General features: G+C 70.4%; 22 protein-coding genes. 13 read left to right on the top strand and 9 right to left on the bottom strand.

Annotated features, from left to right (window positions below; genetic code table 11):
* Positions 1–86: 86 nt before the first annotated feature.
* From GTZ93_RS12325 to GTZ93_RS12310, 4 genes are all read left to right on the top strand, one after another.
* Positions 87–1,574 carry an aldehyde dehydrogenase family protein gene (locus tag GTZ93_RS12325; RefSeq protein WP_139915243.1) on the top strand — a complete coding sequence of 496 codons (1,488 nt, stop codon included), beginning with the start codon at positions 87–89 and terminating at the stop codon, positions 1,572–1,574.
* A gap of 67 nt (positions 1,575–1,641) precedes the next feature.
* Positions 1,642–3,105, top strand: coding sequence for a glutamine synthetase family protein (locus GTZ93_RS12320; protein ID WP_180945987.1), 1,464 nt, complete (start codon positions 1,642–1,644; stop codon positions 3,103–3,105).
* Between the two features lie 13 nt (positions 3,106–3,118).
* Positions 3,119–4,303, top strand: coding sequence for an iron-containing alcohol dehydrogenase (locus tag GTZ93_RS12315; protein WP_139915242.1), 1,185 nt, complete (start codon positions 3,119–3,121; stop codon positions 4,301–4,303).
* A 160-nt stretch (positions 4,304–4,463) separates the two neighbouring features.
* Entirely contained in the window at positions 4,464–4,880 is a 417-nt protein-coding gene (locus tag GTZ93_RS12310; protein ID WP_139915241.1) for an ATP-dependent DNA helicase, read from the top strand.
* Positions 4,881–4,960: 80 nt separating this feature from the next.
* On the opposite strand, the gene GTZ93_RS12305 is transcribed toward GTZ93_RS12310, so the two are convergent.
* Entirely contained in the window at positions 4,961–5,485 is a 525-nt protein-coding gene (locus GTZ93_RS12305; RefSeq protein ID WP_233596732.1) for a hypothetical protein, read from the bottom strand.
* 190 nt (positions 5,486–5,675) lie between these two features.
* Here GTZ93_RS12305 and GTZ93_RS12300 point away from each other — a divergent pair, with 190 nt between their 5' ends.
* On the top strand, positions 5,676–6,080 hold the full coding sequence (locus GTZ93_RS12300) for an ATP-dependent DNA helicase (RefSeq protein ID WP_139915240.1): 405 nt from the start codon (positions 5,676–5,678) through the stop codon (positions 6,078–6,080).
* 80 nt (positions 6,081–6,160) lie between these two features.
* Here the strand turns inward: GTZ93_RS12300 and GTZ93_RS12295 are convergent, their stop codons facing one another.
* The 7 genes from GTZ93_RS12295 to GTZ93_RS12265 all read right to left on the bottom strand — a co-directional run bounded on the left by GTZ93_RS12295 (position 6,161) and on the right by GTZ93_RS12265 (position 13,830).
* On the bottom strand, positions 6,161–6,727 hold the full coding sequence (locus tag GTZ93_RS12295; protein WP_120575441.1) for a hypothetical protein: 567 nt from the start codon (positions 6,725–6,727) through the stop codon (positions 6,161–6,163).
* A 148-nt stretch (positions 6,728–6,875) separates the two neighbouring features.
* On the bottom strand, positions 6,876–8,714 hold the full coding sequence (locus tag GTZ93_RS12290; RefSeq protein WP_139915239.1) for an ArnT family glycosyltransferase: 1,839 nt from the start codon (positions 8,712–8,714) through the stop codon (positions 6,876–6,878).
* Positions 8,715–8,734: 20 nt separating this feature from the next.
* Positions 8,735–9,685 (bottom strand): hypothetical protein, encoded by a 951-nt coding sequence (locus GTZ93_RS12285; RefSeq protein WP_139915238.1) that lies wholly within the window; start codon positions 9,683–9,685, stop codon positions 8,735–8,737.
* On the bottom strand, positions 9,672–10,184 hold the full coding sequence (locus tag GTZ93_RS12280; protein WP_139915237.1) for a zinc metalloprotease: 513 nt from the start codon (positions 10,182–10,184) through the stop codon (positions 9,672–9,674). The genes GTZ93_RS12285 and GTZ93_RS12280 overlap by 14 nt, the downstream gene beginning before the upstream one ends.
* Positions 10,185–10,267: 83 nt before the next feature.
* Positions 10,268–11,227, bottom strand: a complete 960-nt coding sequence (locus tag GTZ93_RS12275; protein WP_139915236.1) for a CarD family transcriptional regulator — start codon at positions 11,225–11,227, stop codon at positions 10,268–10,270.
* Between the two features lie 78 nt (positions 11,228–11,305).
* The gene (locus GTZ93_RS12270; RefSeq protein WP_120575436.1) at positions 11,306–11,521 is read right to left on the bottom strand and encodes a hypothetical protein; all 216 of its coding nucleotides are present in this window, start codon (positions 11,519–11,521) and stop codon (positions 11,306–11,308) included.
* 95 nt (positions 11,522–11,616) lie between these two features.
* The gene (locus GTZ93_RS12265; protein WP_139915235.1) at positions 11,617–13,830 is read right to left on the bottom strand and encodes a serine/threonine-protein kinase; all 2,214 of its coding nucleotides are present in this window, start codon (positions 13,828–13,830) and stop codon (positions 11,617–11,619) included.
* A 223-nt stretch (positions 13,831–14,053) separates the two neighbouring features.
* On the opposite strand from GTZ93_RS12265, the gene GTZ93_RS12260 reads away from it, so the two are divergent.
* Both GTZ93_RS12260 and GTZ93_RS12255 read left to right on the top strand, forming a co-directional pair.
* Positions 14,054–14,776 (top strand): hypothetical protein, encoded by a 723-nt coding sequence (locus GTZ93_RS12260; protein WP_139915234.1) that lies wholly within the window; start codon positions 14,054–14,056, stop codon positions 14,774–14,776.
* A gap of 180 nt (positions 14,777–14,956) precedes the next feature.
* Complete coding sequence (locus tag GTZ93_RS12255) at positions 14,957–16,765, top strand: acyl-CoA dehydrogenase family protein (RefSeq protein WP_139915233.1); 1,809 nt, start codon at positions 14,957–14,959, stop codon at positions 16,763–16,765.
* A 33-nt stretch (positions 16,766–16,798) separates the two neighbouring features.
* On the opposite strand, the gene GTZ93_RS12250 is transcribed toward GTZ93_RS12255, so the two are convergent.
* Positions 16,799–17,509, bottom strand: coding sequence for a PilZ domain-containing protein (locus tag GTZ93_RS12250; RefSeq protein WP_139915232.1), 711 nt, complete (start codon positions 17,507–17,509; stop codon positions 16,799–16,801).
* A 238-nt stretch (positions 17,510–17,747) separates the two neighbouring features.
* Here GTZ93_RS12250 and mraZ point away from each other — a divergent pair, with 238 nt between their 5' ends.
* Genes mraZ through GTZ93_RS12220 form a run of 6 tightly spaced genes read left to right on the top strand, consistent with a single transcriptional unit; the run spans position 17,748 to position 23,556 of the window.
* Entirely contained in the window at positions 17,748–18,200 is a 453-nt protein-coding gene (mraZ, locus tag GTZ93_RS12245; protein ID WP_120566798.1) for a division/cell wall cluster transcriptional repressor MraZ, read from the top strand.
* Positions 18,201–18,248: 48 nt separating this feature from the next.
* Complete coding sequence (locus tag GTZ93_RS12240; protein ID WP_139915231.1) at positions 18,249–18,632, top strand: STAS domain-containing protein; 384 nt, start codon at positions 18,249–18,251, stop codon at positions 18,630–18,632.
* Between the two features lie 23 nt (positions 18,633–18,655).
* Complete coding sequence (rsmH, locus tag GTZ93_RS12235; RefSeq protein WP_139915230.1) at positions 18,656–19,561, top strand: 16S rRNA (cytosine(1402)-N(4))-methyltransferase RsmH; 906 nt, start codon at positions 18,656–18,658, stop codon at positions 19,559–19,561.
* On the top strand, positions 19,558–19,950 hold the full coding sequence (locus GTZ93_RS12230; protein ID WP_120575430.1) for a cell division protein FtsL: 393 nt from the start codon (positions 19,558–19,560) through the stop codon (positions 19,948–19,950). Before rsmH ends, GTZ93_RS12230 begins: the two co-directional genes overlap by 4 nt.
* Positions 19,947–21,968, top strand: a complete 2,022-nt coding sequence (locus tag GTZ93_RS12225; RefSeq protein WP_139915229.1) for a penicillin-binding protein — start codon at positions 19,947–19,949, stop codon at positions 21,966–21,968. The genes GTZ93_RS12230 and GTZ93_RS12225 overlap by 4 nt, the downstream gene beginning before the upstream one ends.
* A 49-nt stretch (positions 21,969–22,017) precedes the next feature.
* Entirely contained in the window at positions 22,018–23,556 is a 1,539-nt protein-coding gene (locus GTZ93_RS12220; protein ID WP_120575428.1) for a UDP-N-acetylmuramoyl-L-alanyl-D-glutamate--2,6-diaminopimelate ligase, read from the top strand.
* The last annotated feature ends 23 nt before the right edge of the window (positions 23,557–23,579 follow it).

Here is a 23,579-nt window from a genome sequence, read left to right as displayed (position 1 = left end):
CCCCATTCCTACCGTGTCCAGCCGTCCGTGTCCGGTGCCCGCCACTCCCAGGTCGCTCGCGCGCCGTGCTCACCCGAGGCCTCGCCATGACCGACGCTCGTTCGCTCACTCCCAAGCTCCCTGTGCTCAAGCTGCTCATCGACGGGCAGCAGGTGGACCCCATCGAAGGGGGCACCTTCGCGGTGGTGAATCCCGCCACCGGCCAGAAGATCGCGGACGTGCCCGCGGGCACCGCCGCGGACGTGGACCGCGCGGTGAAGGCCGCGCGCCGCGCCTTCGAATCCGGGCCGTGGGGGAAGATGACCGGCCGCGAGCGCGGCAAGCTCATCCGCAAGCTGGCGGACCTGCTCTACGAGCGCCGCGAGGAGTTCGCGCTCGTCGAGTCGCTGAACAACGGCAAGACGTTCAAGGACGCCATCCGGGGTGACGTGGCGCCGGCCTCCGCGACGCTCGCGAACTTCGCGGACATGGCCAGCACCATCACGGGCGAGGTGCTGCCCGTGGACGGCCCCTTCCACACCTACGCGCTCAAGGAGCCGGTGGGCGTGGTGGGCGCCATCGTGCCGTGGAACTACCCCACGTGCATGCTGGGCTGGAAGCTGGGGCCCGCGCTGGCCGCCGGCTGCACGGTGGTGGTGAAGCCATCCGAGTACACGCCGCTCACCGCGCTGAAGCTGGGCGCGCTGGCGCTGGAGGCGGGCTTCCCGCCCGGCGTCATCAACATCATCACCGGCCTGGGTGACCCCGCGGGTGAAGCCATCGCCCGGCACCCGGACGTGGACAAGATTTCGTTCACCGGCTCTGGCCGCACCGCGCGCCGGCTGCTCCAGGCGTCCGCCGCGAGCAACCTGAAGAAGCTGACGCTGGAGCTGGGCGGCAAGAGCCCGCAGATCATCTTCCCGGACGCGGACTTCGCCCGCGCGGTGGAGGCGTGCTTCTGGGGCATCTTCGGCAACAAGGGTGAGACCTGCAACGCGGGCAGCCGCGTGCTGGTGCACCAGGACGCCTACGAGGCCTTCGTCGCGAAGCTCGCGGAGAAGGCGCGCACGATGAAGGTGGGCGACCCGCTGGACGTGTCCACGGAGATGGGCGCGCTGGTGAGCCAGAAGCAGATGGACGTGGTGCTGGGCTACATCGAGAGCGGCAAGCAGCAGGGCGCGAAGCTGCTCGCGGGCGGTGGCCGCGACACGGAGGGCTTCAAGGCGAAGGGCTGCTTCGTGAAGCCCACCATCTTCGGCGACGTGAAGCCGGACATGAAGATTGCCCAGGAGGAGATTTTCGGCCCGGTGCTCAGCTGCCTGCGCTTCCGCGACGACGCGGAGGCCATCGCGATGGCGAACAGCACGCAGTACGGCCTGGCCGCGTCCATCTGGACGGGCGATGTCGCGAAGGCCCACGCGCTGGCGAAGCAGGTGAAGAGCGGCGTGGTGTGGATCAACTGCTTCAACGAGTTCGACGACGCGGCGCCCTTCGGTGGCTACAAGGAGTCCGGTTGGGGCAAGGACCTGGGCCACCACGCGCTGGATGGTTACCTCCAGACCAAGGCCGTGTGGACGAAGTTGCCGTCTCCCTGACGCACCCCGCGCGCTCCACTCCATTCCATCGCTTCACCGCCGCATGACGAAGAAAAGGAAGGTCCGCATGCCGTCGCGTCCCAAGGCCAAGGTGCTCACCCATCCGGCGATGGCCCGCCGGGCTCGCGCGAAGGAGCGGAGCGAGGGAGGGCCGCGAGCGGTGCCCGGACAGCAGGGGGACATGGACTCCCTGCGCCGGTGGATGGACGAGAAGGGCGTCCGCAAGGTGAAGGTGGGCGCCATCGACATGGATGGCGTCTGGCGCGGCAAGTACATCTCGCTGGAGAAGTTCTACAGCGCCGCGAAGAGTGGCCTGGGCTTCTGCGACGTCGTCTTCGGCTGGGACCTGGGCGACGAGCTGTTGGACAACACGAAGGTGACGGGCTGGCACACGGGCTACCCGGACACGCCCGCGAAGGTGGACCTGTCCACCGCGCGCATCATCCCGTGGGAGCCGGACACCGCGGCGTTCCTGCTGGACTTCGTGAACCCGGACGGCACGCCCTTCGAGGCGAGCCCGCGCCAGCTGCTCCAGAAGATGGGCCAGCGTGCGCGCAAGCTGGGCTTCCTGCCCAAGTTCGGCGCGGAGTACGAGTTCTTCCTCTTCAAGGAAGGCCCTCAGAGCCTGCATGAGAAGGGCTTCAAGAACCTCACGCCGCTGACGCCGGGCATGTTCGGCTACTCGTGGCTGCGCACGTCCATGAACGCGCCGCTGGTGCACGCGCTCATCGACGGGTGCAACGCGTACGGGCTCAACATCGAGGGCTTCCACACGGAGACGGGCCCCGGCGTCTTCGAGGCCGCCATCCGCTACGACACGCTGGAGCTGGCGGCGGACCGCGCGGCGCTCTTCAAGACGGTGGTGAAGGAGATCTGCGCGAAGCACGGCGTGTCCGCGTGCTTCATGGCGAAGGTGGATCCGAAGCTGCCGGGCTGCTCCGGCCACGTGCACCAGTCGCTGTGGAACCTGAAGGAGGAGGAGAACCTCTTCCACGACCCGTCGCAGAAGCACGGGATGAGCAAGCTGATGCGGCACTACATCGGCGGGCAGGTGGCGCTGATGCCGGAGCTGACGGCGCTCTACTGGCCCACCATCAACAGCTACAAGCGCAGCGTGGAGAACACCTGGGCGCCCACCACCGCGACGTGGGGCCTGGAGAACCGCACCTGCGCCATCCGCGTCATCGGTGACAGCGGCAAGTCCATGCGCATCGAGTACCGCCAGCTGGGCGCGGACATGAACGCGTACATCGGCATGGCGGTGAGCCTGGCCGCGGGCCTGTGGGGCATCGAGAACGAAATCGAGCCGCCCGCGCCCGTGCTGTCCAATGCCTACGAGGCGAAGAACACGAAGCCGCTGCCCCGCACCCTGAAGGACGCGGTGGCCCTCTTGAAAAACAGCGAGCGAGCCCACGAAATCCTGGGCGAGGGCTTCGTGGATCATTTCGTGCGCACCCGCGAGTGGGAGGTGCGCCAGTACGAGCGGGCGGTCACCTCCTGGGAACTGGAGCGCTACCTTGAGCTCATCTGAAGGAGGACCTTCCATGAAACCTTTCGACATTCCCTCCGAGCCGCGTGTCACGGAGATGGCGTGGCCCACGCGCATCGTGTTCGGCGCGGGCGCGCTCCAGAAGCTGCCCGCGCACGCGGCGCGGTTGAACATGAAGCGCCCGTTGCTGGTGACGGACGCGGGTGTGGTGAAGGCGGGCCTCGCCGCGCGCGTGGCGGACGTGCTCAAGGGCGCGGGCCTGGAGTGCGCGGTGTTCGACCGCGTGGAGCCCAACCCGACGGAGCGCGACGTGTTCGCGGGCCTGGAGGCGTACCGCGCGCACAAGGCGGATGGCATCGTCGCCCTGGGCGGTGGCAGCGCGCTGGACGCGGGCAAGCTGGTGCAACTGCTCACCACGCACGAGCCGCCGCTCAGCCGCTACGACGACGCGAAGGGCGGCGACCAGTACGTGCGCGACGACCTGCCTCCGCTCATCGCCATTCCGACGACGGCGGGCACGGGCTCTGAAGTCGGGCGCTCGGGCGTGGTGACGCTGGCGGACACGGGCCGCAAGACGGTCATCTTCAGCCCGCACCTGCTGCCGAAGGCGGCCGTCATCGACCCGGAGCTGACGCTGGGCCTGCCCCCGTCCGTCACGGCGGCCACGGGCATGGACGCGCTCACCCACTGCATCGAGGCGTATGTCGCCAATGGCTTCCATCCGCTCGCGGACGCGGTGGCCATCGACGGGGTGATGCGCGTGGGGCGCTCGCTGGTGACGGCGGTGAGGGAGGGCCGCGACCTGGCTGCGCGCACGGACATGATGGTGGCCGCGATGGAGGGCGCCATGGCCTTCCAGAAGGGCCTGGGCGCGAGCCACGCGCTGGCGCACGCGCTCACGCCCATCTCCAACGTGCCGCACGGTCTGGCGAACGCCATCGTCCTGCCCGCGGTGATGGAGTTCAACCGCGCGGCCTGCACGGCGCGGCTGGCGCGCATCGCCACGGCGCTGGGGGACACGTCCAACGCGCGCGAGGAGGTGCTCGCGGCGAACGCCATCGACCGCGTGCGCAAGCTGGCGGCGTCCGTGGGGATTCCGACGCGGCTGCGCGAAGCGGGCGTGCAGGAGAAGGACCTGGAGCACATCGCGCAGAAGGCCTTCCAGGACGCATCCCACCAGGGGAATCCGCGCACCGTGACGGAGGCGGATCTGCTGGCCATGGCCCGCGAGGCGTACTGAAAAGCGGCTTCACTCCGACTTGATTTCAGAGTGTTTCAGCGGGGCCTCTTCCGAGGGAAACGGGAGGGGCCCCGTGCCTTTGGTGCGCTTGAATCAAGCAGGGCCTCCCCCGTCAGAAGGTTCAGAACGCAGCAACAACGCGGCTCAACGGAGGCAGGTCATGAAGGCGATGCTCAAGAAGATGGTGGTGGCTGTGGCGCTGGTCGCGAGCTCCCCGGTGATGGCGGCGGACTACCACGGCGCCTCCCCCTTCGTGAGCCGTCAGGACCAGGCTCGCATGGAGCGCGAACGGCACGAGCGGGAGCGGACGGCGCGGCTGGAGCGCGAACGGCAGGAGCGGGCGCGGATGGAGCGCGAGCGTCAGGCCCGGCTGGAGCGTGAGCGCAAGGAGCGAGCGCGGATGGAGCGGGAGCGTCAGGCCCGGTTGGAGCGCGAGCGGTTGGAGCGGGAACGGCAGGCTCGGATGGAGCGGGAGCGCAAGGAGCACGAGCGTCTGGCCCGGCTGGAGCGCGAGCGTCAGGAGCGGGAGCGGTTGGCGCGGCGCGACTCGCACTACCGGGGCGGCTGGGTGAACTAGGCAGCCATGGTGTTACAGCCTGAAGCAGCACGGAGGCCCGGGGGCGGATGACCACCCTCGGGCTTCTTCGCGTCTGGAGGTCAGTGGGCGGTGGACTCGATGGGCTGCGTGCGGGGTCCTGCATCCAAGGCGGTGCTGCCCGCGTCCACGACGGCGCCTGTCTCCGGCGTGAACTCCAGCGTCTCCACGAAGATGCGCCCTGGCAGCCGCAGGTCCATGGCGGTGATGTGCTCGCGGTCGCGCAACTCATAGAGTTGCCGTGCCACCCAGTTCGCCTGCACGGGTTCGTCGGAGAAGAAGACGTAGACGCGCACCTTCCCCTCCTGCACCGGCACACGGAAGCGGGTGTTGGCGACAGGCCGGTTCGCCTCGCAGCGGATGGAGCGGTTCTCCCGAGTGAGCGTGAGCTGCCGGATGATGCCCTTCTCGGACGTCGTGAAGAGCATGCAGTAGGGGAGCTGTCCCTCGACGGGGATGATCTCCATCGTCGCGGGGCCCGTCCGCTTCACCTGGGCACGCGTCACCTTCGCGGGCTTCGCGTCGTCGCAGCGCACGGAGCCCGCGCCCAACGCCATCACCGTCAACAAGCCCGTCCAGCGCGTCACGTGTTCTTCCCAGGGAAGGATGCCGACCGCGAGACTACCCCTCCTGTCCGCGTGAGAAGCGGCTTCGCTCCGGCTTCATTTCAGAGTGTTTCAACAGGGCCATCTTCCGATGGCGCGGTTGAATCAGGCAGGGCCTCCCCCGTCAGTAGGTTCAGAACGCAGCAACAACGCGGCTCAACGGAGGCAGGTCATGAAGGCGATGCTCAAGAAGATGGTGGTGGCTGTGGCGCTCGTCGCGAGCTCCCCGGTGATGGCGGCCGACTTCCACGCCGCCACCCCCCTCGTGAGCCGCCAGGACCAGTCCCGCATGGAGCGCGAGCGACAGGAGCGGGAACGGCAGGAGCGCGAGCGGCAGGCGCGGCTGGAGCGGGAACGGCAGGAGCGCGAGCGTCAGGCCCGGTTGGAGCGCGAGCGGCAGGAGCGCGAGCGTCAGGCGCGGGTGGCGCGCGAGCGGCAGGAGCGGGAGCGGCAGGCGCGGCTGGAGCGGGAACGGCAGGAACGCGAGCGGCAGGCCCGGCTGGAGCGCGAGCGGCAGGAGCGGGAGCGCCTGGCCCGGCTGGAGCGCAGCCGCTACGGCGGTGGGTGGCTGAACTAGGCTGCCACGGTGTCACGGCTTGAAGCAGCACGGAGGCCCGGGGGCGGATGACCACCCTCGGGCTTCTTCGCGTCTGGCGCTCAGTTGGCCAGCGGCTCCACGGTCAGCTCGCGGGTACCGGCGTCCGGGGCCGTGCCTCCGTCGGACGTCACCACGCCGCCCGCTCCCACGATGCCGCCCGTCGCTTCCGGCTCACCCGTCTCCGGCGTGAACTCCAGCGTCTCCACGAAGATGCGCCCCGGCAGCCGCAGGTCCATGGCGGTGACGCGCTCGCGGTCGCGCAAGTCGTAGAGCTGCTGCGCCACGGAGCCCGCCGGCACGCGCTCGTCGGAGAAGAAGATGTAGACGCGCACCTTCCCCTCCTGCACCGGCACGCGGAAGCTGGTGTTCGCGACGGGGCGGCCCGGGTCGCAGCGGATGGAGCGGTTCTCGCGCGTGAGCGTGAGCTGCCGGATGACGCCCTTCTCGGACATCGTGAAGAGCATGCAGTAGGGGAGCTGTCCCTCGACGGGGATGATCTCCATCGTCGCGGGGCCCGTGCGCTTCACCTGCGCGCGCGTCACCTTCGCGGGCGGCTTCGCGTCGTCGCAACTCATGATGCCCGCGCCCAGCACCATCACCGTCAACAAGCCCGTCCAGCGCGTCATGTGTTCCTCCTCGGGAAGGTGGAATGGCCGACACCGCCAGCCTACCCCGGCCCCATGCCTTCCGGTCCTGTCCGCTTTTCGTGGACGCCCGTGAGGCCGCCGAGTGCACGGTCGTGCACATGGCCTCCTGCGTCATCCGGGCCCGGACCTACTCCGGGCGTTGGTAGACGATGACCTGCGGCGTTTCGTCCAGGTACAGCCCGGTGACCGGCGTGCGCGTGCCGAAGGCCTGCCACGTGAGGAACTCGTGCTCGCGGAACTCCTGGTGGTACTGGTACGCGACGATGTCCGCGTCGAACGGGCTGTTCACCGCTCGCACGTCCGCGCGCAGCATGCCGTTGCGCTGGTAGTCGCGGAACGAGAAGCCGTTCACCTCGTGCAGGTAGACGCGCGCGCCCTGCTTCGCGTGTTCGTTGATCCACGGCAGCACGCCGGTGACGTGGCTGGACCAGAACTGCCGCTGCATCCCCAGCGTCGCCGAGCCCGGCAGCCCGCCCGCCAGCTCCGAGTACGCCGCCGTGCCGTACGGGAACACCCGCACCAGCCCCAGCAGCGCGGGCGCCATGAGCAGCGCGAACACCGGCACCGTCACCGCCAGCGGTGACACGGAGGGCCGCCGCGCCTTCAGCACCTCCCACAGCGCGAAGCACCCGCGCGCCACCGCCGCGCCCGCGAGGATGCCCAGGAAGGGCATGGACGGGAACCAGTGCTTCACGCCGCCGAAGTGCGGCACCTGCGGGTGGCTGATGATGAGGATGGACGTCACCGCGTTGACGCCCACCAGCGCCTCCGCCGCCGTGGGCATCCGCACCCAGTCGCGCGTGCGTTCACTCACGCTGAGCAGCGCGCGGCCCACGAGCGCCACGAAGCCCGTCACCATGGGCGCGAAGAGGCTGGTGGGCACCGTCAGCGCCGTCTTCACCAGCACGTAGCTGAGCGGGAAGGGCGGCCCTCGCATCAACGTGCCCAGGTAGAACCAGGCGTAGTGGTTGTGCGTCGCGTGGAAGGCCAGGTACCACGCAGTGCGGTCCACCGGCGCGTGCCAGAGGTAGGGCCAGTGCAGGTAGAAGAGGACGGGGCCCAGCACCGCCATGGCCGCCAGCGGAACCAGCGCCTGCGTCACCGGCAGGCTGACGCGCCGCAGCTCCCTCAGCAGCACCGCGCAGCCCACCGCGAGCCCCACGAAGAACAGCGTGTGCGGGCTCAGGAGGAGGAACTTCTGCTGGAACCCGGCGGGCCCGCCCAGGAACACCACCAGCAGGCCGTACAGCACCGCCACCGCGACGAAGAGCCCCACGAAGCGGAAGAGCCGCACGCGGGCCTCGGGGTTGCCTTCGCTTGCCTGCCACGCGCGCCACAGCGCGAACGGCGACAGCACGAACGGCAGGAAGAGGGCGTTGTGCTTCGTGGCGAGGGCCAGGCCGAACGCCACGCCGCACGCGACGCCCCAGCGGGTGCTCTCCAGCGCGCGCCAGAAGCAGTACACGACGAGCAGCCACATCGCGGCCACCGGCATGTCGAAGCACGCCAGCTCCGCGTTGAAGTACTGGCGCGGCACCAGCAGGAAGGAGAGGGCGGCGAACCACCCCGCGGTGCGGCCGTACAGCGCGCTGCCCAGGAGGAAGCACAGCGCGGGCACCAGCGCCGCCATCGCGAACGCGGGCAGCCGGTAGGCCGTCGCGTCGCGCATCACGCCCAGCGTGTCGTGGAAGAGCAGGTGGCTCAACCCGAACAGCGTCTTCATCAGCGCCGGGTGCTCGTGGTTGTAGTCCCACGAGCGCACGATGGCGCTGTCCGTGAACGCCTGCGCGGGCGAGTGCAGCAGCAGCCGGAACCACTGCGAATAGCCCTCCGCCGCCGCGAAGTAGACGCTCTCGTCGCGCGTGAAGCCCACGGCGGCTTCCGTGCTCCACAGCGCCGCGAACGCCAGCACCCACAGCGCCAGGGCCGTGAACTTCTCCTCGCGCGTGGCGGGGCGTCCGGTCATCTGAAACGTCACCGGAGCTGTCATGGCTTCACCCCCACCGCGGGCTCCAGCGCCATCACGTCCAGGCACACCTGCCGCGACTCCGCGTTGTCCGCCTGCACCCAGACCTTCACTGTGCGCGGCGGCCCGGGCGGCAGCACCACCTCCGCCTTCTGCACGCCCTCGCGGCCCGGGGGAATGGGCACGTCCAACAGCCGCTCGCCCGAGGCCGCGTCATCCACGCCCAGGTACGAGGTGGACAGGCGCGGGTCCTTCGAGTGCGCGAACTCGAAGATGATGCCGCCCTCCAGCCGCAGGCCCATGCCGGACGGCACGTTGGCGAACTCCGCCACCAGCCGCTGCGCGCCTCCGGGCGCGTGCATCCACAGGCAGTGCCGGGGCTCGTAGAGGATTTCGTGCCACTCCGGCGCTACGTACAGGTGCGGCGGGCCGGGGCAGCGGTGCACACGCCCGTCGAAGGGGCAGTCCCGGCGCGAGCCGTCCGGCTGCTCCAGGTACACGTGCGCCGCGTTCGCGGACTCGCTCGCCACCCAGTGGCGCGGGCGGTAGCGGCCGTTCTCGTAGAGGCGCAGCGACAGCGGGCCCATGCGCGACTCGGGGCCCAGCGCCTTGCGGCCGGGGAGGAAGGCCGCGTCGAACGCGCCCACGTCGGAGCGGGGCAGCTCCGGCTGGCCCAGCACCCAGATTCGGGGGTGCGCGCTCAGGTCCGCGCCGTCCGACTCCAGCCACCCGTACACGGGCACGGAGGACGGCACGAAGAGACGGGCGCGCTCGGTCCACCAGGGGAACAGCAGCACCGCGTCCCCGGGGCGCGCGTCGCGGGCCAGCACGTCCGCCATGGCGCGCTCGTCCGCGTCCGTGGGCAGCCGGCCCGGAAGCCTCAGCTGGAAGACCAGGCACAAGAGCGCGACGAGCAACAGGGCCCCCAGCTCCACCAGGGGCAGGGCGCGCAGGGCCTTAGGACTTGGCAAGACGGATCTTCTGCTCGCTCTTTTCGCGGCAGAAGGTGCAGAAGATGTGGTCGCCCTGATTGAAGGACGGCGTCCAGGGCGGGTACATCGAGCAGCGCGGATCCAGGCAGTGGTGCAGCTCCCAGAGCGTGCCCAGCTGGTGCAGCGCGTGGCGCGTGATGGGCTTGAAGTCCTTCTCCAGGTCCTTGAACGGCGCGATGGAGAGAATCGCCCGGTCCTTGCCGTACCTGGCGAAGCCCGACGTGGGCGCCTTGCCGCTGGGCAGGTCCCGGTCCTTCAGCTTGCGCGAGGTGAGCAGCAGCACCTTGTCGTCCTTGTAGGCCCGGATGCCCTGCACCTCATCGAGCAGCTTCTCCGCGTCCAGGGGCTCGGACATGCCCGTGGGGACTTCCGCGGAGCCGCTGTGCTCGCTGCCCACGCCAAAGGCCGTGTAGAGCGTGCGGTTGAACTTGGCGAGCTGCTTGTCGTCGAAGGGGTCCAGCGTCACGACGCGAATCACGGGGCGTCACCTCGGCGGGAAGGCCCTCGCGGTGCCGGGCGCGCGCTTGCGGCGCGACGCGGGCGGCCGGAGGGCCGTGGGGTTCACTCGTCCTCGGGCGGCTTCGCCTTGGGAGGACGGCCACGCTTCTTTGGCGCGGCGGGCTCCGCGGGTGCGGCGCCCTCGGGTGGTTTGGCCTTGGGCGGACGGCCGCGCTTCTTCGGGGCGGCGGGCTCGGCGCCCTCCGCCACCTCGGGCTTCGGCTTGGGCGGACGGCCGCGCTTCTTCGGAGCGGCGGCCTCCTCGCCTTCGGCCGGCTTGGCCTTGGGCGGACGGCCGCGCTTCTTGGGAGCGTCCTCGCCCCCCTCCTCGCCGCCTTCCTCCTCGCCGCCTTCTTCCTCGGAGGACTCCTCTTCGGACTCGGACTGCGGCTCCTCGTCCGAGGGCAGGTCCAGCTCCCCGCCCTCCAGACCCATGAGGTCGCCGTCCAGGTCCATGTCGTCCTCGTCGCCACCGGGCCGCGCGAACTCCGCGGCGGTGCGCTTGGGACGCTCCTTCCCGGGCGGGAAGAGGACGATGTCGATGGAGTCCTCGGCGTTGGCCTCGGCGGTGCCCAGCGCGGCGGCGACCTCCGAGACCAGCAGGTGCCGGGCGTTGTCGTAGAGCTCGCGCTCCTTGGTGGGCAGCGGCCGCAGCTCGCTGAGGACCTGGAGGCCCTTGACGACCTCCGCCAGACCCAGGATGCCGCCCTGGGTCATTCGGTCCAGGTTGGTGCGCGCGCGTTGCTTCCAGTCCAGGTCCGCCTTGTCACTGTCCGAGCGGAGGAACGCGTAGATCTCCTCCACGTCAGCAGGACTGGCCACCTTGCGCACGCCGATGGAGAGGATCTTCCCCTGCGGCACCATCACGACCGCGCCGTCTTCCTCCCGGCGCATGGTGACGAAGGTGAGGCTCTGGCCCGCCACCTCCTTCACGTCGATGGCGGCAACGCGGCAGACCCCCTGGTTGGGGTAGACGACCCGGTCTCCAACCTGGAGCTGGAGTGCAGCGGACCCTTCTGGCATGGCCCCCTCGTGGGCGGGTGGGATGATCACCGAAGCGAGCGCCGGTCGTAGCACCGAGCCTCGCCGGATGCCACGAGATTACCGGGGAAGCATTGTCATCCGGTTGGCATTGCGCTGCGCTTCCAACAGCTTGGCCATGACCTCGTGCGCCTGCGAGTCCAGGACAGCGTCGATTTGGGCGTCGGTCGGCCCCTCGTCCGCCGTGCTTCCGGGCCGTGCGTCCACGCGGGTGGAAAGTCCCACCGTCGCCATCACCGCGATCCCCAGGGCCAGCACCGCCAGCAGCTTCTTCATGAGCGTCCTCCGTGGCGGCCCAGGGTAGGGGCGGCGCCCGGATGATCAATTTTTCGGCTACAGGCTGGCGGTGTCCTGTAGCGGCCGGTCGCGCGCTACTGGTGCAGCGGCGCCACGGGTGTCACCTCCAGCGTGAGGCCGCCGGAGTTGTCCTGGACGTCGTCATCCGGGAACGCGAGCCGCAGCCAGCTCGCGCCGCGCATCACCGTGGGCTGGTTGACCTCCAGCACCTCCAGCGTGCCCGGGGCCACGGCCGGGGACGGTCCCGCGCCGTGAAGCGCGAGCACGCCGTCCACCTCGCCGCCGCCGAAGCCGCGCGTGCGCGCCGGTTCCTCGGCCGAACGCACGACGACGCGGTAGGTGGTGGACGGATCCAGCTCCCGGAGCGTGAAGCCGTCGTGGGGTGACAGCGAGACGGCGTGCCGGCGCGCGTCCAGGAGCAGGGTGGTGATGGCGCCGCTCGCCTGTTCGCGCACGTGCACCTGGAGGGCGCCGCGGTTGTCGTCGGGCCGGTCGTCCCAGAGGAACACGTAGAGAACGGAGGCGTCGCGCACCAGCACCTCGTCGGCGCCCACCAGGCCGAAGCTGTCGCGCGCCGTCAGCGCCGTGCCGCCCTCCAGGAAGTACACGGCCTGGGCCACCGGCAGCGGGCCGCCCACCGACACGCGGCCCTCCACGCGCAGGCCGTAGGCGCGGGATGGATCCAACCGCATGCGCGCCGCCTGGGACGGGGGTACGCGCAGGGCATGCGCGACCGCGCTGAGCGCGAACGGGCCGCCGGAGGAGTAGCGGGCGAAGGATGCGGGCGTGTCGCCCGGACCCGCGCGGGGCAGGGCGCGCGCCGCGACCGCTTGCTTCGGCGCGAGCCGCGCATGGACCGCCAGCGTGGTGCCGCGCTCGGCGTGCACGCGCTGGCTGAAGGGCACCATGCCCGGCATCAGCACCTCCAGCACATGGTCGCGGTCCGACGGCAGCTGGGTGATGAGCGTGGGCGTCGTCTCCGCCAGCGTCCGGCCGTCCACGCGGATGGTGGCGCCCGCGGGTGAGGAGCTGAGCTCCACCGCGAACGTGTTGGAGCCGCCCATCACCAGGCCCAGCCACATGGCCACGAGCGCCGCCACCGCCACCGGCGCGCCGCGCACCGCCCAGCCGCGCAGGGAGCGGTGCCACGCGGGCGGCGGCTCCGGAGGCATCGCCTGCGGGGGCAGGGGCTGCGTCGTCAAATCGCCTCGGGGCTCACCCCCGGGCTCGGAGTCGTGGAGGGGGACCTCCGGAGGCGTGGCGATGGGCGGCGGTTCGGCGACGCCGCTCCAGCGGCCCACCCGTGCGACGAACTCGCGCGGCAGCTGCACCGGGCGGCCGGACTCCACGAGCTCCGGCTCGAAGAGGTAGCCCATGAAGTGGCCCAGGTCGCTGGCGGACACGTCCGGCGCGGTGACGTGGAGCTGTCGCGCCAGCGCCTCCGCGAAGGCCTGCGCGGTGGGGTAGCGCTGCTCCGGGCTCGTGGCCATCGCGGTGAGCAGGATGCGCTCCAGCGCGGCCGGGATGTTCGGCGTCCACTCGCGCGGGCGGGGGAAGTCGCCCTGGGAAATCTTGCGCAGCACGTCCTGGAGCGAGCCCTCGAAGGGGCGCCGTCCGCAGAGCATCTCGTAGAGGACCGTGCCCGCGGCGAACACGTCCGTGCGCGCGTCCAGCGCCTCGCCGCGCGCCTGCTCCGGCGCGAAGTAGACGTACTTGCCCTTCGCGGGGTCCGCCTTCGTGTCGGAGCGCCCGGCGAGCCGCGCCCGCGCGATGCCGAAGTCCACCAGCTTCACCTGCCCCTCGAAGGAGAGGAGCACGTTCTGCGGGCTCACGTCCCGGTGGACGATGTGCAGCGGGCGGCCGTTGTCATCCAGCCGCGTGTGCGCGTACGCCAGCCCCCGCAGCATGTCGATGGCCACCAGCACCGCCAGCGGCGGCGGCAGCGCGGGCAGCCCCTTCTCCCGCGCCCGGCGAAGCACGTGCGAGAGCGGATGGCCGTCCACCCACTCCATCGCGAGGAAGTACTCGCCCTCCACCTCGCCGAAGTCGAAGATCTGCGCGATGTTGCCGTGCGACAGCCCCAGCGCGATGCGCGCCTCGTTGATGAACATGGACACGAACGCGCTGTCGTCCGCGTAGCCCGGGAGGATCTTCTTGATGACCACCGGCTTCGTCACGCCCGCCACCGCCGTCATCCGGGCGCGGTAGATCTCCGCCATGCCGCCCGTCGCGATGCGCTCGAGCAGTTTGTACTTGCCGAACTGGAAGCCGGCGGAAGGCGGCGGCACGTTCGAATCGGCTCCGGTGGAGGGGAGTCCTTCGCAAAAACCGCGAGAAGCTATCATGAGGCCATTCAGACGCTCCGGGTGGAATATTCCGCTACGCTCGCCAGCCTGTTCCCGTAACCGTGCATTCTTCCTCCTGGTGTGGAGCACCCTCACATGGGGTGGCTGCCGGGAGCCTGCTCCCGCCGAACCGACACGCACGGTAGCTCCTGAGCCAGCACTCCGCGTGGATCCGGATTCCCCTCCACCCGCTCCCGCGGACGCGGGCACCTGGGCGGATGCGACCGTCACGCCCGTGTCCGCGCCCGTCTGGGGCGAGCCTCTCCCGGACGACGTCCTCCGGCTGGAGCTGTCGGGAGATCAGGTGCGCCTGGGCGCGGAGACCTTCACGCCAGCCCGCGCCCGGGACGCGGCCAGGCTCGCGGAGCGGGTTCGGGGCAAGGACGTGCTGGTCGCCGTGGAGGACGCGGACACGTTCCTCGCGCAGGTTTCGGACGCGCTGGCGGTGCTCCGCGCGCAGGCGGCGGAGGTGTGGCTTCAGCACCCGGACGCGCCGGTGGCCTACCGGTTGGTGCTGCGCGACGAGCAGGGCTTCCGGGCGTGGCTGGAGGAGGTGGCTCCCGGCAAGCTGCGCATCATCCAGCGCGCGGACGGCTTCGAGCTGAGCACCAGCGTGGGCAAGCTGCCGGGGCCGGACCGCAACGGCCCATCCGTGCCGGTGCGCGGCGGGCGCCAGGACATCGCGACGCTGCGGCGGGAGCTGGCCCGGCTGAAGACGCGCTTCACCACGTCGGACGACCTGTGCCTCGTGCCGTCGTTCGGTACGGAGGTGGGGCAGGTGGCGCGGGCGCTCGGCGGCACGTACGTCGCGCCGGAAGAGGGGCTCTTCGACACGCTCTGCCTCGTGTACCCCACGCCCCGGTCCGCTCCGGACGCGGGTTCCCCGTAAGACAGGGCCACGAAGTCTCCCTCCTGGCGGGCGGGCACACACCCCGCGTGGAGTCCCACGAGGCATTGAGGCGGTGGGGCCGCGCCGCTACTACCCGTGGCGGTCCGCGCGCCCTAATGTCCCGCGCGCCTTTTCCCCTGAAGGCTTCGGAGGGCAATGCTCCCTCCCCGGAGGTCGTTGATGGTCGCCGCAACCGAGCCCGCTTCCCGTCCCCAGGATGTTCTCGCCGGGGCCACCTTCCTCTTCCAGGAGGTGGGCTCCACCCGCATCCTCACGCCGGAGGGGTTCTCCGAGGAGCAGCGGCTCTTCTTCAAGACGGCGCTCCAGTTCTGCCGTGAGCAGGTGCTGCCCCAGGCCGCGCGCATCGAGGGCAAGGACAACGCGCTGCTGCGCGACCTCCTGCGCCGCGCGGGCGAGCTGGGCCTCTTGAGCGTGGACATCGCGGAGACCTACGGCGGCACGGGTCTGGACAAGACGACGTCGCTGCTGCTCGCGGAGGCCATGAGCCTGTTGGGCTCGTGGTCGGTGACGTCCAGCGCGCACACCGGCATCGGGTCGCTGCCCATCGTGTGGTTCGGCAACGAGGCGCAGAAGGCGAAGTACCTGCCCAAGCTCGCCACGGGTGAGTGGGTGGCGGCGTACGCGCTGACGGAGCAGGGCAGCGGCAGCGACGCGCGCGGGGCGAAGACGAAGGCGGTGAAGTCCGCGGACGGCAAGCACTACATCCTCAACGGCTCCAAGCTCTACATCACCAACGCGGCCTTCGCGGACGTGTTCGTCGTCTTCGCGCAGGTGGACGGCGACAAGTTCACCGGCTTCATCGTGGAGAAGGACACCCCGGGCCTCACCGTGGGCCCGGAGGAGCACAAGATGGGCATCCGCGGCTCGTCCACGTGCCCGCTCTACTTCGAGGACGCGCAGGTGCCCGTGGAGAACCTGCTGGGCGAGCTGGGCAAGGGCCACCGCATCGCCTTCAACATCCTCAACTACGGCCGCCTGAAGCTGGGCGCGGGCGTCATCGGGAGCATGAAGCTGCAGCTGCAGAGCGCGCTGAAGTTCGCGCAGGAGCGCAAGCAGTTCAAGGCGCCCATCGCCACGTTCCCGCTCATCCGCGAGAAGCTCGCGCGCATGGCCACGCTCGTCTACGCGGTGGAGAGCATGACGTACCGCACGGCGGGCCTGGTGGACGGGCGGCTCGCGTCCAAGGAGCGCTCGGACGCGGACTACGACGCGCACGTCATCGCCGCGATGGAGGAGTTCGCCACCGAGGCCTCCATCATGAAGGTCTTCGGCTCGGAGGCCCTCGGCTTCCTGGTGGACGACGCGGTGCAGGTGCACGGCGGCGCCGGCTACATCGAGGAGTACCCGGTGGAGCGCGCCTACCGCGACGCGCGCATCAACCGCATCTTCGAGGGCACCAATGAAATCAACCGGATGCTGATCACCGGCATGCTGCTCAAGCGCGCCGTGAAGGGCGACCTGCCGCTGTTCGCGCAGGCGCGCTCCGTGGCGGAGGAGCTGGGCCGCGGCGAGCGTCCCCGCGCGGGCCGCCAGGACGCGCTGGCCAACGAGGAGATCGCCGCCGAGTGCGCCAAGCACCTGGCCATCCACGGCATGCGCCTGGCCGCGGAGACCTTCGGCACGGAGCTGGACAAGCACCAGGAGGTCATGGCCGCGCTGGCGGACGTGGTGATGGACGCGTACGCGCTGGACTCCATGGTGACGCGCACCCGTCAGGCGGCCACCGGTGGCGTGCAGGACCCCGTGCGCGTGGCGCTGGTGCGGCTGTACGCGATGGAGTCCACCACGCGCGCCTTCGAGCGCACCCGCCGCGCGCTCTGCGCCACGCTCAAGGGTGACGCGCTCACGCTGGAGTTGAAGCGCCTGTCCGCGCTGGACGCCTTCACGCCGTACGACCCGGCGGAGCTGCGCGAGACCATCGTCGCGGGCCTGGAGGAGGCCGACGGCTACCCGTACAACCCGCTGTAACGGATGAAGCGCGCGGGTGCCCTGGTCGCAGCGTCAGGGCATCCGCGACACGGCATCCAGGCCGAAGCTGACCCGGGCCCGCCAGGGCGCGGGCGGCAGGTGCTCCAGCGCCATCAGGGCCTCCAGCCGCTGGAGCATGTCCGGCCGCAGCCGGCCGAACGTCGCGCCGAAGCCCGGCGTCACCGCCTGCGCCACGCCCTTGCGCGGTACGGACGACGTCCACGCCACCTCGCCGTGGAGCAGCAGCGGCCCCTCCTTCATGTCCATCTCCATGAAGAAGGGCGTGCCCACCTGCACCTCGCGGGGCAGGGCGGGGGCGTCCACCTCCAGGCCCACGCCGCCGCGGGAGATGTCGCGCACGTAGAAGAACGGCGCCCGGGGGTCGGCTTCCCGCGCGCGCAGGTGCAGCGGCAGGCGCGGGAAGCGGCGCAGGCCGTTCTGCTCCTCCTGGGCGAAGATGAAATGGAGCACCGCGTCCAGCGCGCTGCGATCCTCCGCGCCGTCGTAGCGCACGGTGAGCATGAAGCGCTCGCCGGGGCGCGGCTCCACCTTGACGACCTCGCCCAGCACCTCCACCGGACGCGGCATGCCGCCCGCGTGCAGTTCAAAGGTGAAGCGGGTGCCCAGGGGCAGGGCCTTGCGCGTCTCCAGGGTGACGCCGCCCTGACCCACGCTGCGGGTGTACTCACCGACCAGCGACTGTGGCGTTTTGTAGGCCACCTTCAGTCGAACGTTCGTGTTCACGCGCCCGCCAGTCTCAGCCTGGGAGCGAAAGAACTCAAGTTTACCCCACCCCCAAAGGTAGGCCGTCCGGCATGTGCCCCAGCGGATGTCCGCCGGCGGGCGAGCGGTGTTCCAGCCTGTTGCGCGCTTTCTTGACCCCCCTGGGGGGGGCGCGTATGTATGCCGGCCGCAGAGGGGTAAGAAGTGGGAAGGAGTGGTGGTCCGTCCCGTGCTGGGCTGAAAAGGTGGATCGTCCCGCGTGTTCCGAGGCGTCTATGAGCACCAGATCGACGCGAAGGGGCGCACCAGCCTCCCGGCGAAGCTTCGGGAGACGTTGGTGGGCGCCTACGACGAGCGGCTCATCGTCACCACGGCCCTGGACCCCTGCCTCCACGCCTATCCGGTGCGGGAGTGGGAGGCGTTGGAGACCGCGCTCGCCCGGCGCAACCCCATGGAGCCGGGGGTCAAGACGTTGATGCGGCTGTACGTGGCCAGCGCGCAGGAGTGCCCGCTGGACAAGCTGGGCCGGTTGCTCATCCCGCCGTCGCTCAGGGCGTACGCGAAGTTGGAGAAGGAAGTGGTGTGGGCGGGGATGGTGAAGGTGATTGAGCTTTGGAGCCAGGAAGGCTGGGCGAAGGCGCAGGAGGACGCGCGCCAGGAAGCCACCTCCCCGGACGTGTTGCGGGTGCTGGGCGAGCTGCGCCAGCCATAGCCAGGAAGTCGACAGTCTTAGTTTCGCGAGAGAAGGGTGGGCAGGCGCATGGACCAGGTTCAGGAGGTTCGTCGGACCAGGGCGGCGGTGGCGGCGTCCGAGCGCGTGGAGACGCTGATGCTGGAGGGCGAGCTGGAGGAGGCGGACCTGCTCAAGCTGTGCGAGGACCTGATGCACCGCCTGCACCGGGGCACCCGTCAGGTCGTCCTCGACTTCGCGGACGTGTCGCACCTGAACTACCGCGGCGTGCGCCCGCTGATGGCCCGCACGGACGCGTTCCGCCGCTCCGGTGGTGACGTGAAGCTGTCCGGGCTGTCGCCGTACCTGGCCGCCATCTTCCGCGCGGCCGGCGCCCATGACGCCTTCGAGCTGTACCCGCACATGAACGATGCCCGGGCCGCCTTCCAGCTCGCGCGCGCTCCCTTCGTCTGACCCTGCACCCAAGGCCCCCTCCCGTGGACTTCCAGCACCAGACCGTCCTGCTCCACGAGACGGTGGAGCTGCTGAACCCGGCGGAGGGCAAGGTCATCCTTGACGGCACGCTTGGTGGCGGAGGCCACACGCAGGCGCTGCTCGCCCGGGGCGCCACGGTGGTGGGCGTGGACCGGGACCCCGTGGCGCTGGCCGCGGCCACCACCCGCATGGGCGTCAACGCGCGCTTCCAGGCCCGGCAGGGCAACTTCGCGGACCTTCTCAGCGTCGCGCAGGACCTGCTGCCCGTGGACGGCGTGCTGGTGGACCTGGGCGTGTCCTCGCCCCAGCTGGATGTGGCCGAGCGCGGCTTCTCCTTCATGAAGGAGGGCCCGCTGGACATGCGCATGGGCGACAGCGGCATCACCGCCGCGGAGCTCATCGCCGAAACGGACGAGCGCGACCTGGCGAAGCTGCTCAAGGACTACGGGGAAGAGCCCTTCGCGCGGCCCATCGCGCGGGAGCTGAAGAAGGCGCTGCCCCAGCGCACGCTGGAGGCCGCGGAGGTGGTGAAGCGCGCCGTGCCTCGCAAGGCGTGGCCGGACCGCATCCACGTGGCCACCCGCACCTTCCAGGCGCTGCGCATGGCGGTGAACGGGGAGCTGGAGGCGCTGGACTCGCTGCTCGCCGCGCTGCCCTCGCTGCTCAAGGTGGGCGGCCGCGCCGCGGTCATCTCCTTCCACTCCCTGGAGGACCGGAAGGTGAAGGAAGCCTTCCGTGCCCTGGTGGGCGGGTGCACCTGTCCGCCGGGCTTCCCGGTGTGCGTGTGCAACAGCCAGGGTGACTTCGTCCTCGTGTCCAAGAAGGCCGTCGCGGCTTCCGAAGCGGAAGTCGAGGCCAACCCCCGCTCTCGCAGCGCGCACCTGCGCGCGGTGGAGAAAATCCGATGAGCAAGGCCCTCTCGCGTCCCTCCGTGTCCGTGGCCGGCGTGCTGATGCACCTGCTGCCCGCCGTCATGCTCTTCACCCTGTTCGCGGCCGTGGGCATCCTCCACGTCACCAGCCGCGTCCTGGTGGTGGACATGGGCTACCGCCTGTCCAACGCGGAGGGCGAGAGCCGCTCGCTCACCCGGGAGAACGACCGGCTCAAGCTGGAGCTGGCCACGCTCAAGGCGCCGGGCCGGTTGGAGCGCGTGGCCCGTGAGCAGCTGGGCATGGCCATGCCCAAGGGCGGCGCGGTGGTGTCCCTGGCGGACGAGCGCGTGAAGGGCTCCGGCACCGCGCAGGCCCGTTCCGCGGCCCCGGCCGTCCGCGTGGCGGAGCGGGGGACCCAGCGGTGAGGGACCTGAAGAGCGCGCGGATTCCGGAGTCGAACACGAAGGGGCTCAGGCTGCGGGTCCAGCTCTTGTTCGGGCTGTTCCTCGCGCTCTTGGGCACGGCGTTCGGCCGCGCGGTCTACCTCCAGGTCTTCCAGCAGGAGAAGCTGCGGGGCCTCGCGCAGGACCAGTACGTCCGGCAGATCGACATCCCGGCCCGGCGCGGAGACATCTTCGACCGGCGCGGCACGCCGCTGGCGCAGAGCGTGGAGGTGGACTCCATCTGGGTGGACCCGTCCCTGCTCCCCGACGTGCCGCAGGCGGCCCGTCAGCTCGCCCGCGCCGTGCACCTGGACAGTGGCGACCTGACCGCGCGCCTGTCGCGCGCCAAGCGCTTCGCGTGGGTGAAGCGCCAGGCGAAGCCCCAGGAGGTGGAGGCGGTGAAGGCGCTGGGCCTGCCCGGCCTGGGCTTCACCAAGGAGCCCAAGCGCTTCTATCCCCAGCGTGAGCTGGGCGCGCACATCGTGGGCATGGTGGGCACCGACGGCCACGGCCTGGAGGGCCTGGAGCTGGCCTTCGAGGACGAGCTGTCCGGGCAGAACTCGCGCACCTCCGGCTTCCGCGACGCCAAGGGCCGCAAGCTGATGGTCCAGGGCGCCATGGATCCGCTGGAGCGCCAGGGCGCCGCCGTCACCCTCACGCTGGACCGCCACCTCCAGTACGTAGCGGAGAAGGCGCTGGCCAAGGCGGTGGACGACGCCAAGGCGGCGGCGGGCATGGCGGTGGTCTTGGATCCGCGCACCGGGGAGATTCTCGCGCTGGCGAACAACCCGCGCTTCAACCCCAACACGCCGGAAGACGGCGTGAAGAACGCCATCCGCAACCGCGCCGCGCTGGACTCCTTCGAGCCCGGCTCCACGATGAAGGCCTTCGTGGTGGCCGCCGCGCTGGAGCAGAAGGCCATCACCGCGGACCAGCTGTTCTTCTGTGAGAACGGCTCCCTGCGCATCGGCCGTCACACCATCCGGGACACCCACCCGCACGGCTGGCTCAACGCGCAGGGCATCCTCCAGGTGTCCTCCAACATCTGCGCCGCGAAGGTCGCCGAGGCCCTGGGCCGCGAGAAGTTCGTCGCCGGCTACCACGCCTTCGGCTTCGCGGAGCGCACCGGTCTGGCGCTCACCGGCGAGAGCCGCGGCGTCATCCCGTTTCCGAAATCGGACATCTCCCTGGCCACCCAATCCTTCGGCCAGGGCATGACCTCCACCGCCGTCCAGCTGACGGCGGCCTACGGCGCGCTGGCCAACGACGGCGTGCTGATGCGCCCGTTCCTGGTCTCCAAGGTGGTGGACCCGGACGGCGTGGTACTGCTGGAGAACCAGCCCACGGAGCTGCGGCGGGTGGTTTCCCAGAGGGTGGCGCGCCAGGTCGTGGGCATGCTCGAGAGCGTGGTGGTCAAGGGAGGAACCGCGCCCAAGGCCGCCATGGACGACTACCGGGTGGCCGGTAAGACGGGTACCGCACAGAAGGCGGACCCCGTGGCACGGGGGTATTCCGACAAACGCATCGCGTCGTTCGCGGGCATGGTACCGGCCGAGGCCCCGCGCGCCGTGATTCTCGTGGTGGTGGACGAACCCAAGACAGACGTATACGGGGGGAACGTGGCTGCCCCTGCCTTCAAGGAAATCGCTACCGCTGCCATGGCCCACCTGGCCGTGCCCCCGTCCCGGACGGTGGCACCCGCCGAGGTGGCCGCGGCCGCCGCGCCCGTGGTGCCCCCTCCGGCACCAAAGGCGTTGGCGAAGGTCGTGCCCGTTCGGGCCGGCCTGGAGGATGCGGTGACCGAGACTCCGGAGCCCGGCACGGTGCGTGTGCCGGACGTCCAGGGTCAGGCGGGACGGGAAGCCGTGGTGAAGTTGCTCGCCGCGGCGTTGGAGCCACAGCTGCAAGGTAGTGGACGAGTCGTATCTCAGACCCCCCCCGCCGGTGCGCTGGTGGAGAAGGGGGCCCGGGTGACGCTGGAACTGGCGACGCGGCAATGAGGCCGTGTCCTTTCCAGGCCCCGCAAGCAATGCGTGTGAAGGGGAAGAGATGAAGCTGACGGATGTCCTCGCAGGGTGTGGAGCCGAGCAGACCTCGGGCGGCCGTTCCGCGGTCGACGTCACGGGAGTGACGCAGGATTCGCGGCGCGTGAAGCCGGGGGATCTCTTCATTGCCGTGCCGGGCCTGAAGGAAGACGGGGCCCAGTTCATTGGTGAAGCCGTGTCGCGCGGCGCTGTCGCCGTGGTGTCGGAGAAGCAGGGCCAGTCGTCGCAGGTGCCGTTCTTCAAGGTGAGCAGCGCGCGCAAGGCGCTGGCCCTCATCGCGGCCAACTTCCACGGCCGTCCCGCGGACAAGCTGACGCTCCTGGGCGTCACCGGCACCAACGGGAAGACGACCACCACGTACCTGCTGGAGGCCATCCTCGCCACGGCCGCCATGTACACCGGCTCTCCGGCGCCGGGCGTCATCGGCACGCTGGGCTACAAGTTCGGTGGCAAGACGACGGAGCTGGCCAACACCACGCCGGACCCGCTGGAACTGCACCGCATCTTCCGAGAGATGGTGGATGCGGGCGTGGAGACGGTGGTGATGGAGGTCTCCAGCCACGCGCTCGCGCAGGAGCGCGTGCACGGGCTCACCTTCAAGGCCGCCGGCTTCAGCAACCTGTCGCGCGACCACCTGGACTACCACAAGGACCTGGAGGAGTACTTCCAGGTGAAGCGCAAGCTCTTCCTGGAGAACCTGGGCGCCTCCGGCACCGCGGTCGTCAACGCGGACGACGCCTTCGCCAGCCGCCTCTACACGGAGCTGCGCAACCAGAAGCGCATGGCGTGGAAGTTCAGCCGCACGGGCGCGGGTGAAATCTCCGCCGCGGATGCCGCCTATTCGCTCAAGGGCATCGAGGCCACCCTGAAGACGCCCGCGGGCGACATCAAGGTGAAGAGCAAGCTCCTGGGGCCCCACAACCTGGAGAACATCATGCTCGCCGCCGGCATCGCGCTGGGCGCGGGCATCAGCCGCTCGGACGTGAAGAGCGGCATCGAGCTCGTCACGGGCGTGGCTGGCCGCATGGACCGCGCGGAGAACCACCGCGGCGGCCCGGCGCCGGCGGTGCTGGTGGACTACGCGCACACGGATGACGCGCTCAAGCGCTCCCTCGAAGCGGCGCGCGCGCTGGCCAAGGGCCGCGTCATCGTCGTCTTCGGCTGCGGCGGCGACCGCGACAAGGGCAAGCGCCCGCTGATGGGCGCGGTGGCCGCGGAGGGCGCGGACCTGGTGATGGTGACCAGCGACAACCCGCGCACGGAGGATCCGGAGACCATCATCTCCGAGGTGACGCCGGGCCTGGAGAAGGGCGGCCTGCGCCGCATCTCCGAGGGCAAGGCGAAGGTCGGGGAGAAGGGCTACCTGGTGGACGCGGACCGCCGCGCCGCCATCGAGCAGGTCATCAACCTGGCCAAGGACGACGACGTCGTCCTCATCGCCGGCAAGGGCCACGAGACCTACCAGACGGTAGGCACCGAGAAGCTCGCCTTCGACGACCGCGAAGTCGCCGCGCGCGCGCTGGCCAACCGCATCCCGGGCTGAACCTTCTCAAGGCCACCCCCCCT

This window comes from Corallococcus exiguus, from assembly GCF_009909105.1.
GTDB lineage: Bacteria > Myxococcota > Myxococcia > Myxococcales > Myxococcaceae > Corallococcus > Corallococcus exiguus.
Note: the sequence above shows the minus strand (reverse complement) of the source record. Positions and strands in the feature narration are given on the sequence as shown.

Coding starts and splice junctions, on each gene's coding strand:
- GTZ93_RS12290 (WP_139915239.1), bottom strand. CDS start 8,714: ATGACCGGACGCCCCGCCACGCGCGAGGAGAAGTTCACGGCCCTGGCG.
- GTZ93_RS12255 (WP_139915233.1), top strand. CDS start 14,957: ATGGTCGCCGCAACCGAGCCCGCTTCCCGTCCCCAGGATGTTCTCGCC.
- GTZ93_RS12310 (WP_139915241.1), top strand. CDS start 4,464: ATGAAGGCGATGCTCAAGAAGATGGTGGTGGCTGTGGCGCTGGTCGCG.
- GTZ93_RS12315 (WP_139915242.1), top strand. CDS start 3,119: ATGAAACCTTTCGACATTCCCTCCGAGCCGCGTGTCACGGAGATGGCG.
- GTZ93_RS12275 (WP_139915236.1), bottom strand. CDS start 11,227: ATGCCAGAAGGGTCCGCTGCACTCCAGCTCCAGGTTGGAGACCGGGTC.
- GTZ93_RS12295 (WP_120575441.1), bottom strand. CDS start 6,727: ATGACGCGCTGGACGGGCTTGTTGACGGTGATGGTGCTGGGCGCGGGC.
- GTZ93_RS12230 (WP_120575430.1), top strand. CDS start 19,558: ATGAGCAAGGCCCTCTCGCGTCCCTCCGTGTCCGTGGCCGGCGTGCTG.
- GTZ93_RS12220 (WP_120575428.1), top strand. CDS start 22,018: ATGAAGCTGACGGATGTCCTCGCAGGGTGTGGAGCCGAGCAGACCTCG.
- GTZ93_RS12270 (WP_120575436.1), bottom strand. CDS start 11,521: ATGAAGAAGCTGCTGGCGGTGCTGGCCCTGGGGATCGCGGTGATGGCG.
- GTZ93_RS12240 (WP_139915231.1), top strand. CDS start 18,249: ATGGACCAGGTTCAGGAGGTTCGTCGGACCAGGGCGGCGGTGGCGGCG.
- GTZ93_RS12300 (WP_139915240.1), top strand. CDS start 5,676: ATGAAGGCGATGCTCAAGAAGATGGTGGTGGCTGTGGCGCTCGTCGCG.
- GTZ93_RS12325 (WP_139915243.1), top strand. CDS start 87: ATGACCGACGCTCGTTCGCTCACTCCCAAGCTCCCTGTGCTCAAGCTG.
- GTZ93_RS12320 (WP_180945987.1), top strand. CDS start 1,642: ATGCCGTCGCGTCCCAAGGCCAAGGTGCTCACCCATCCGGCGATGGCC.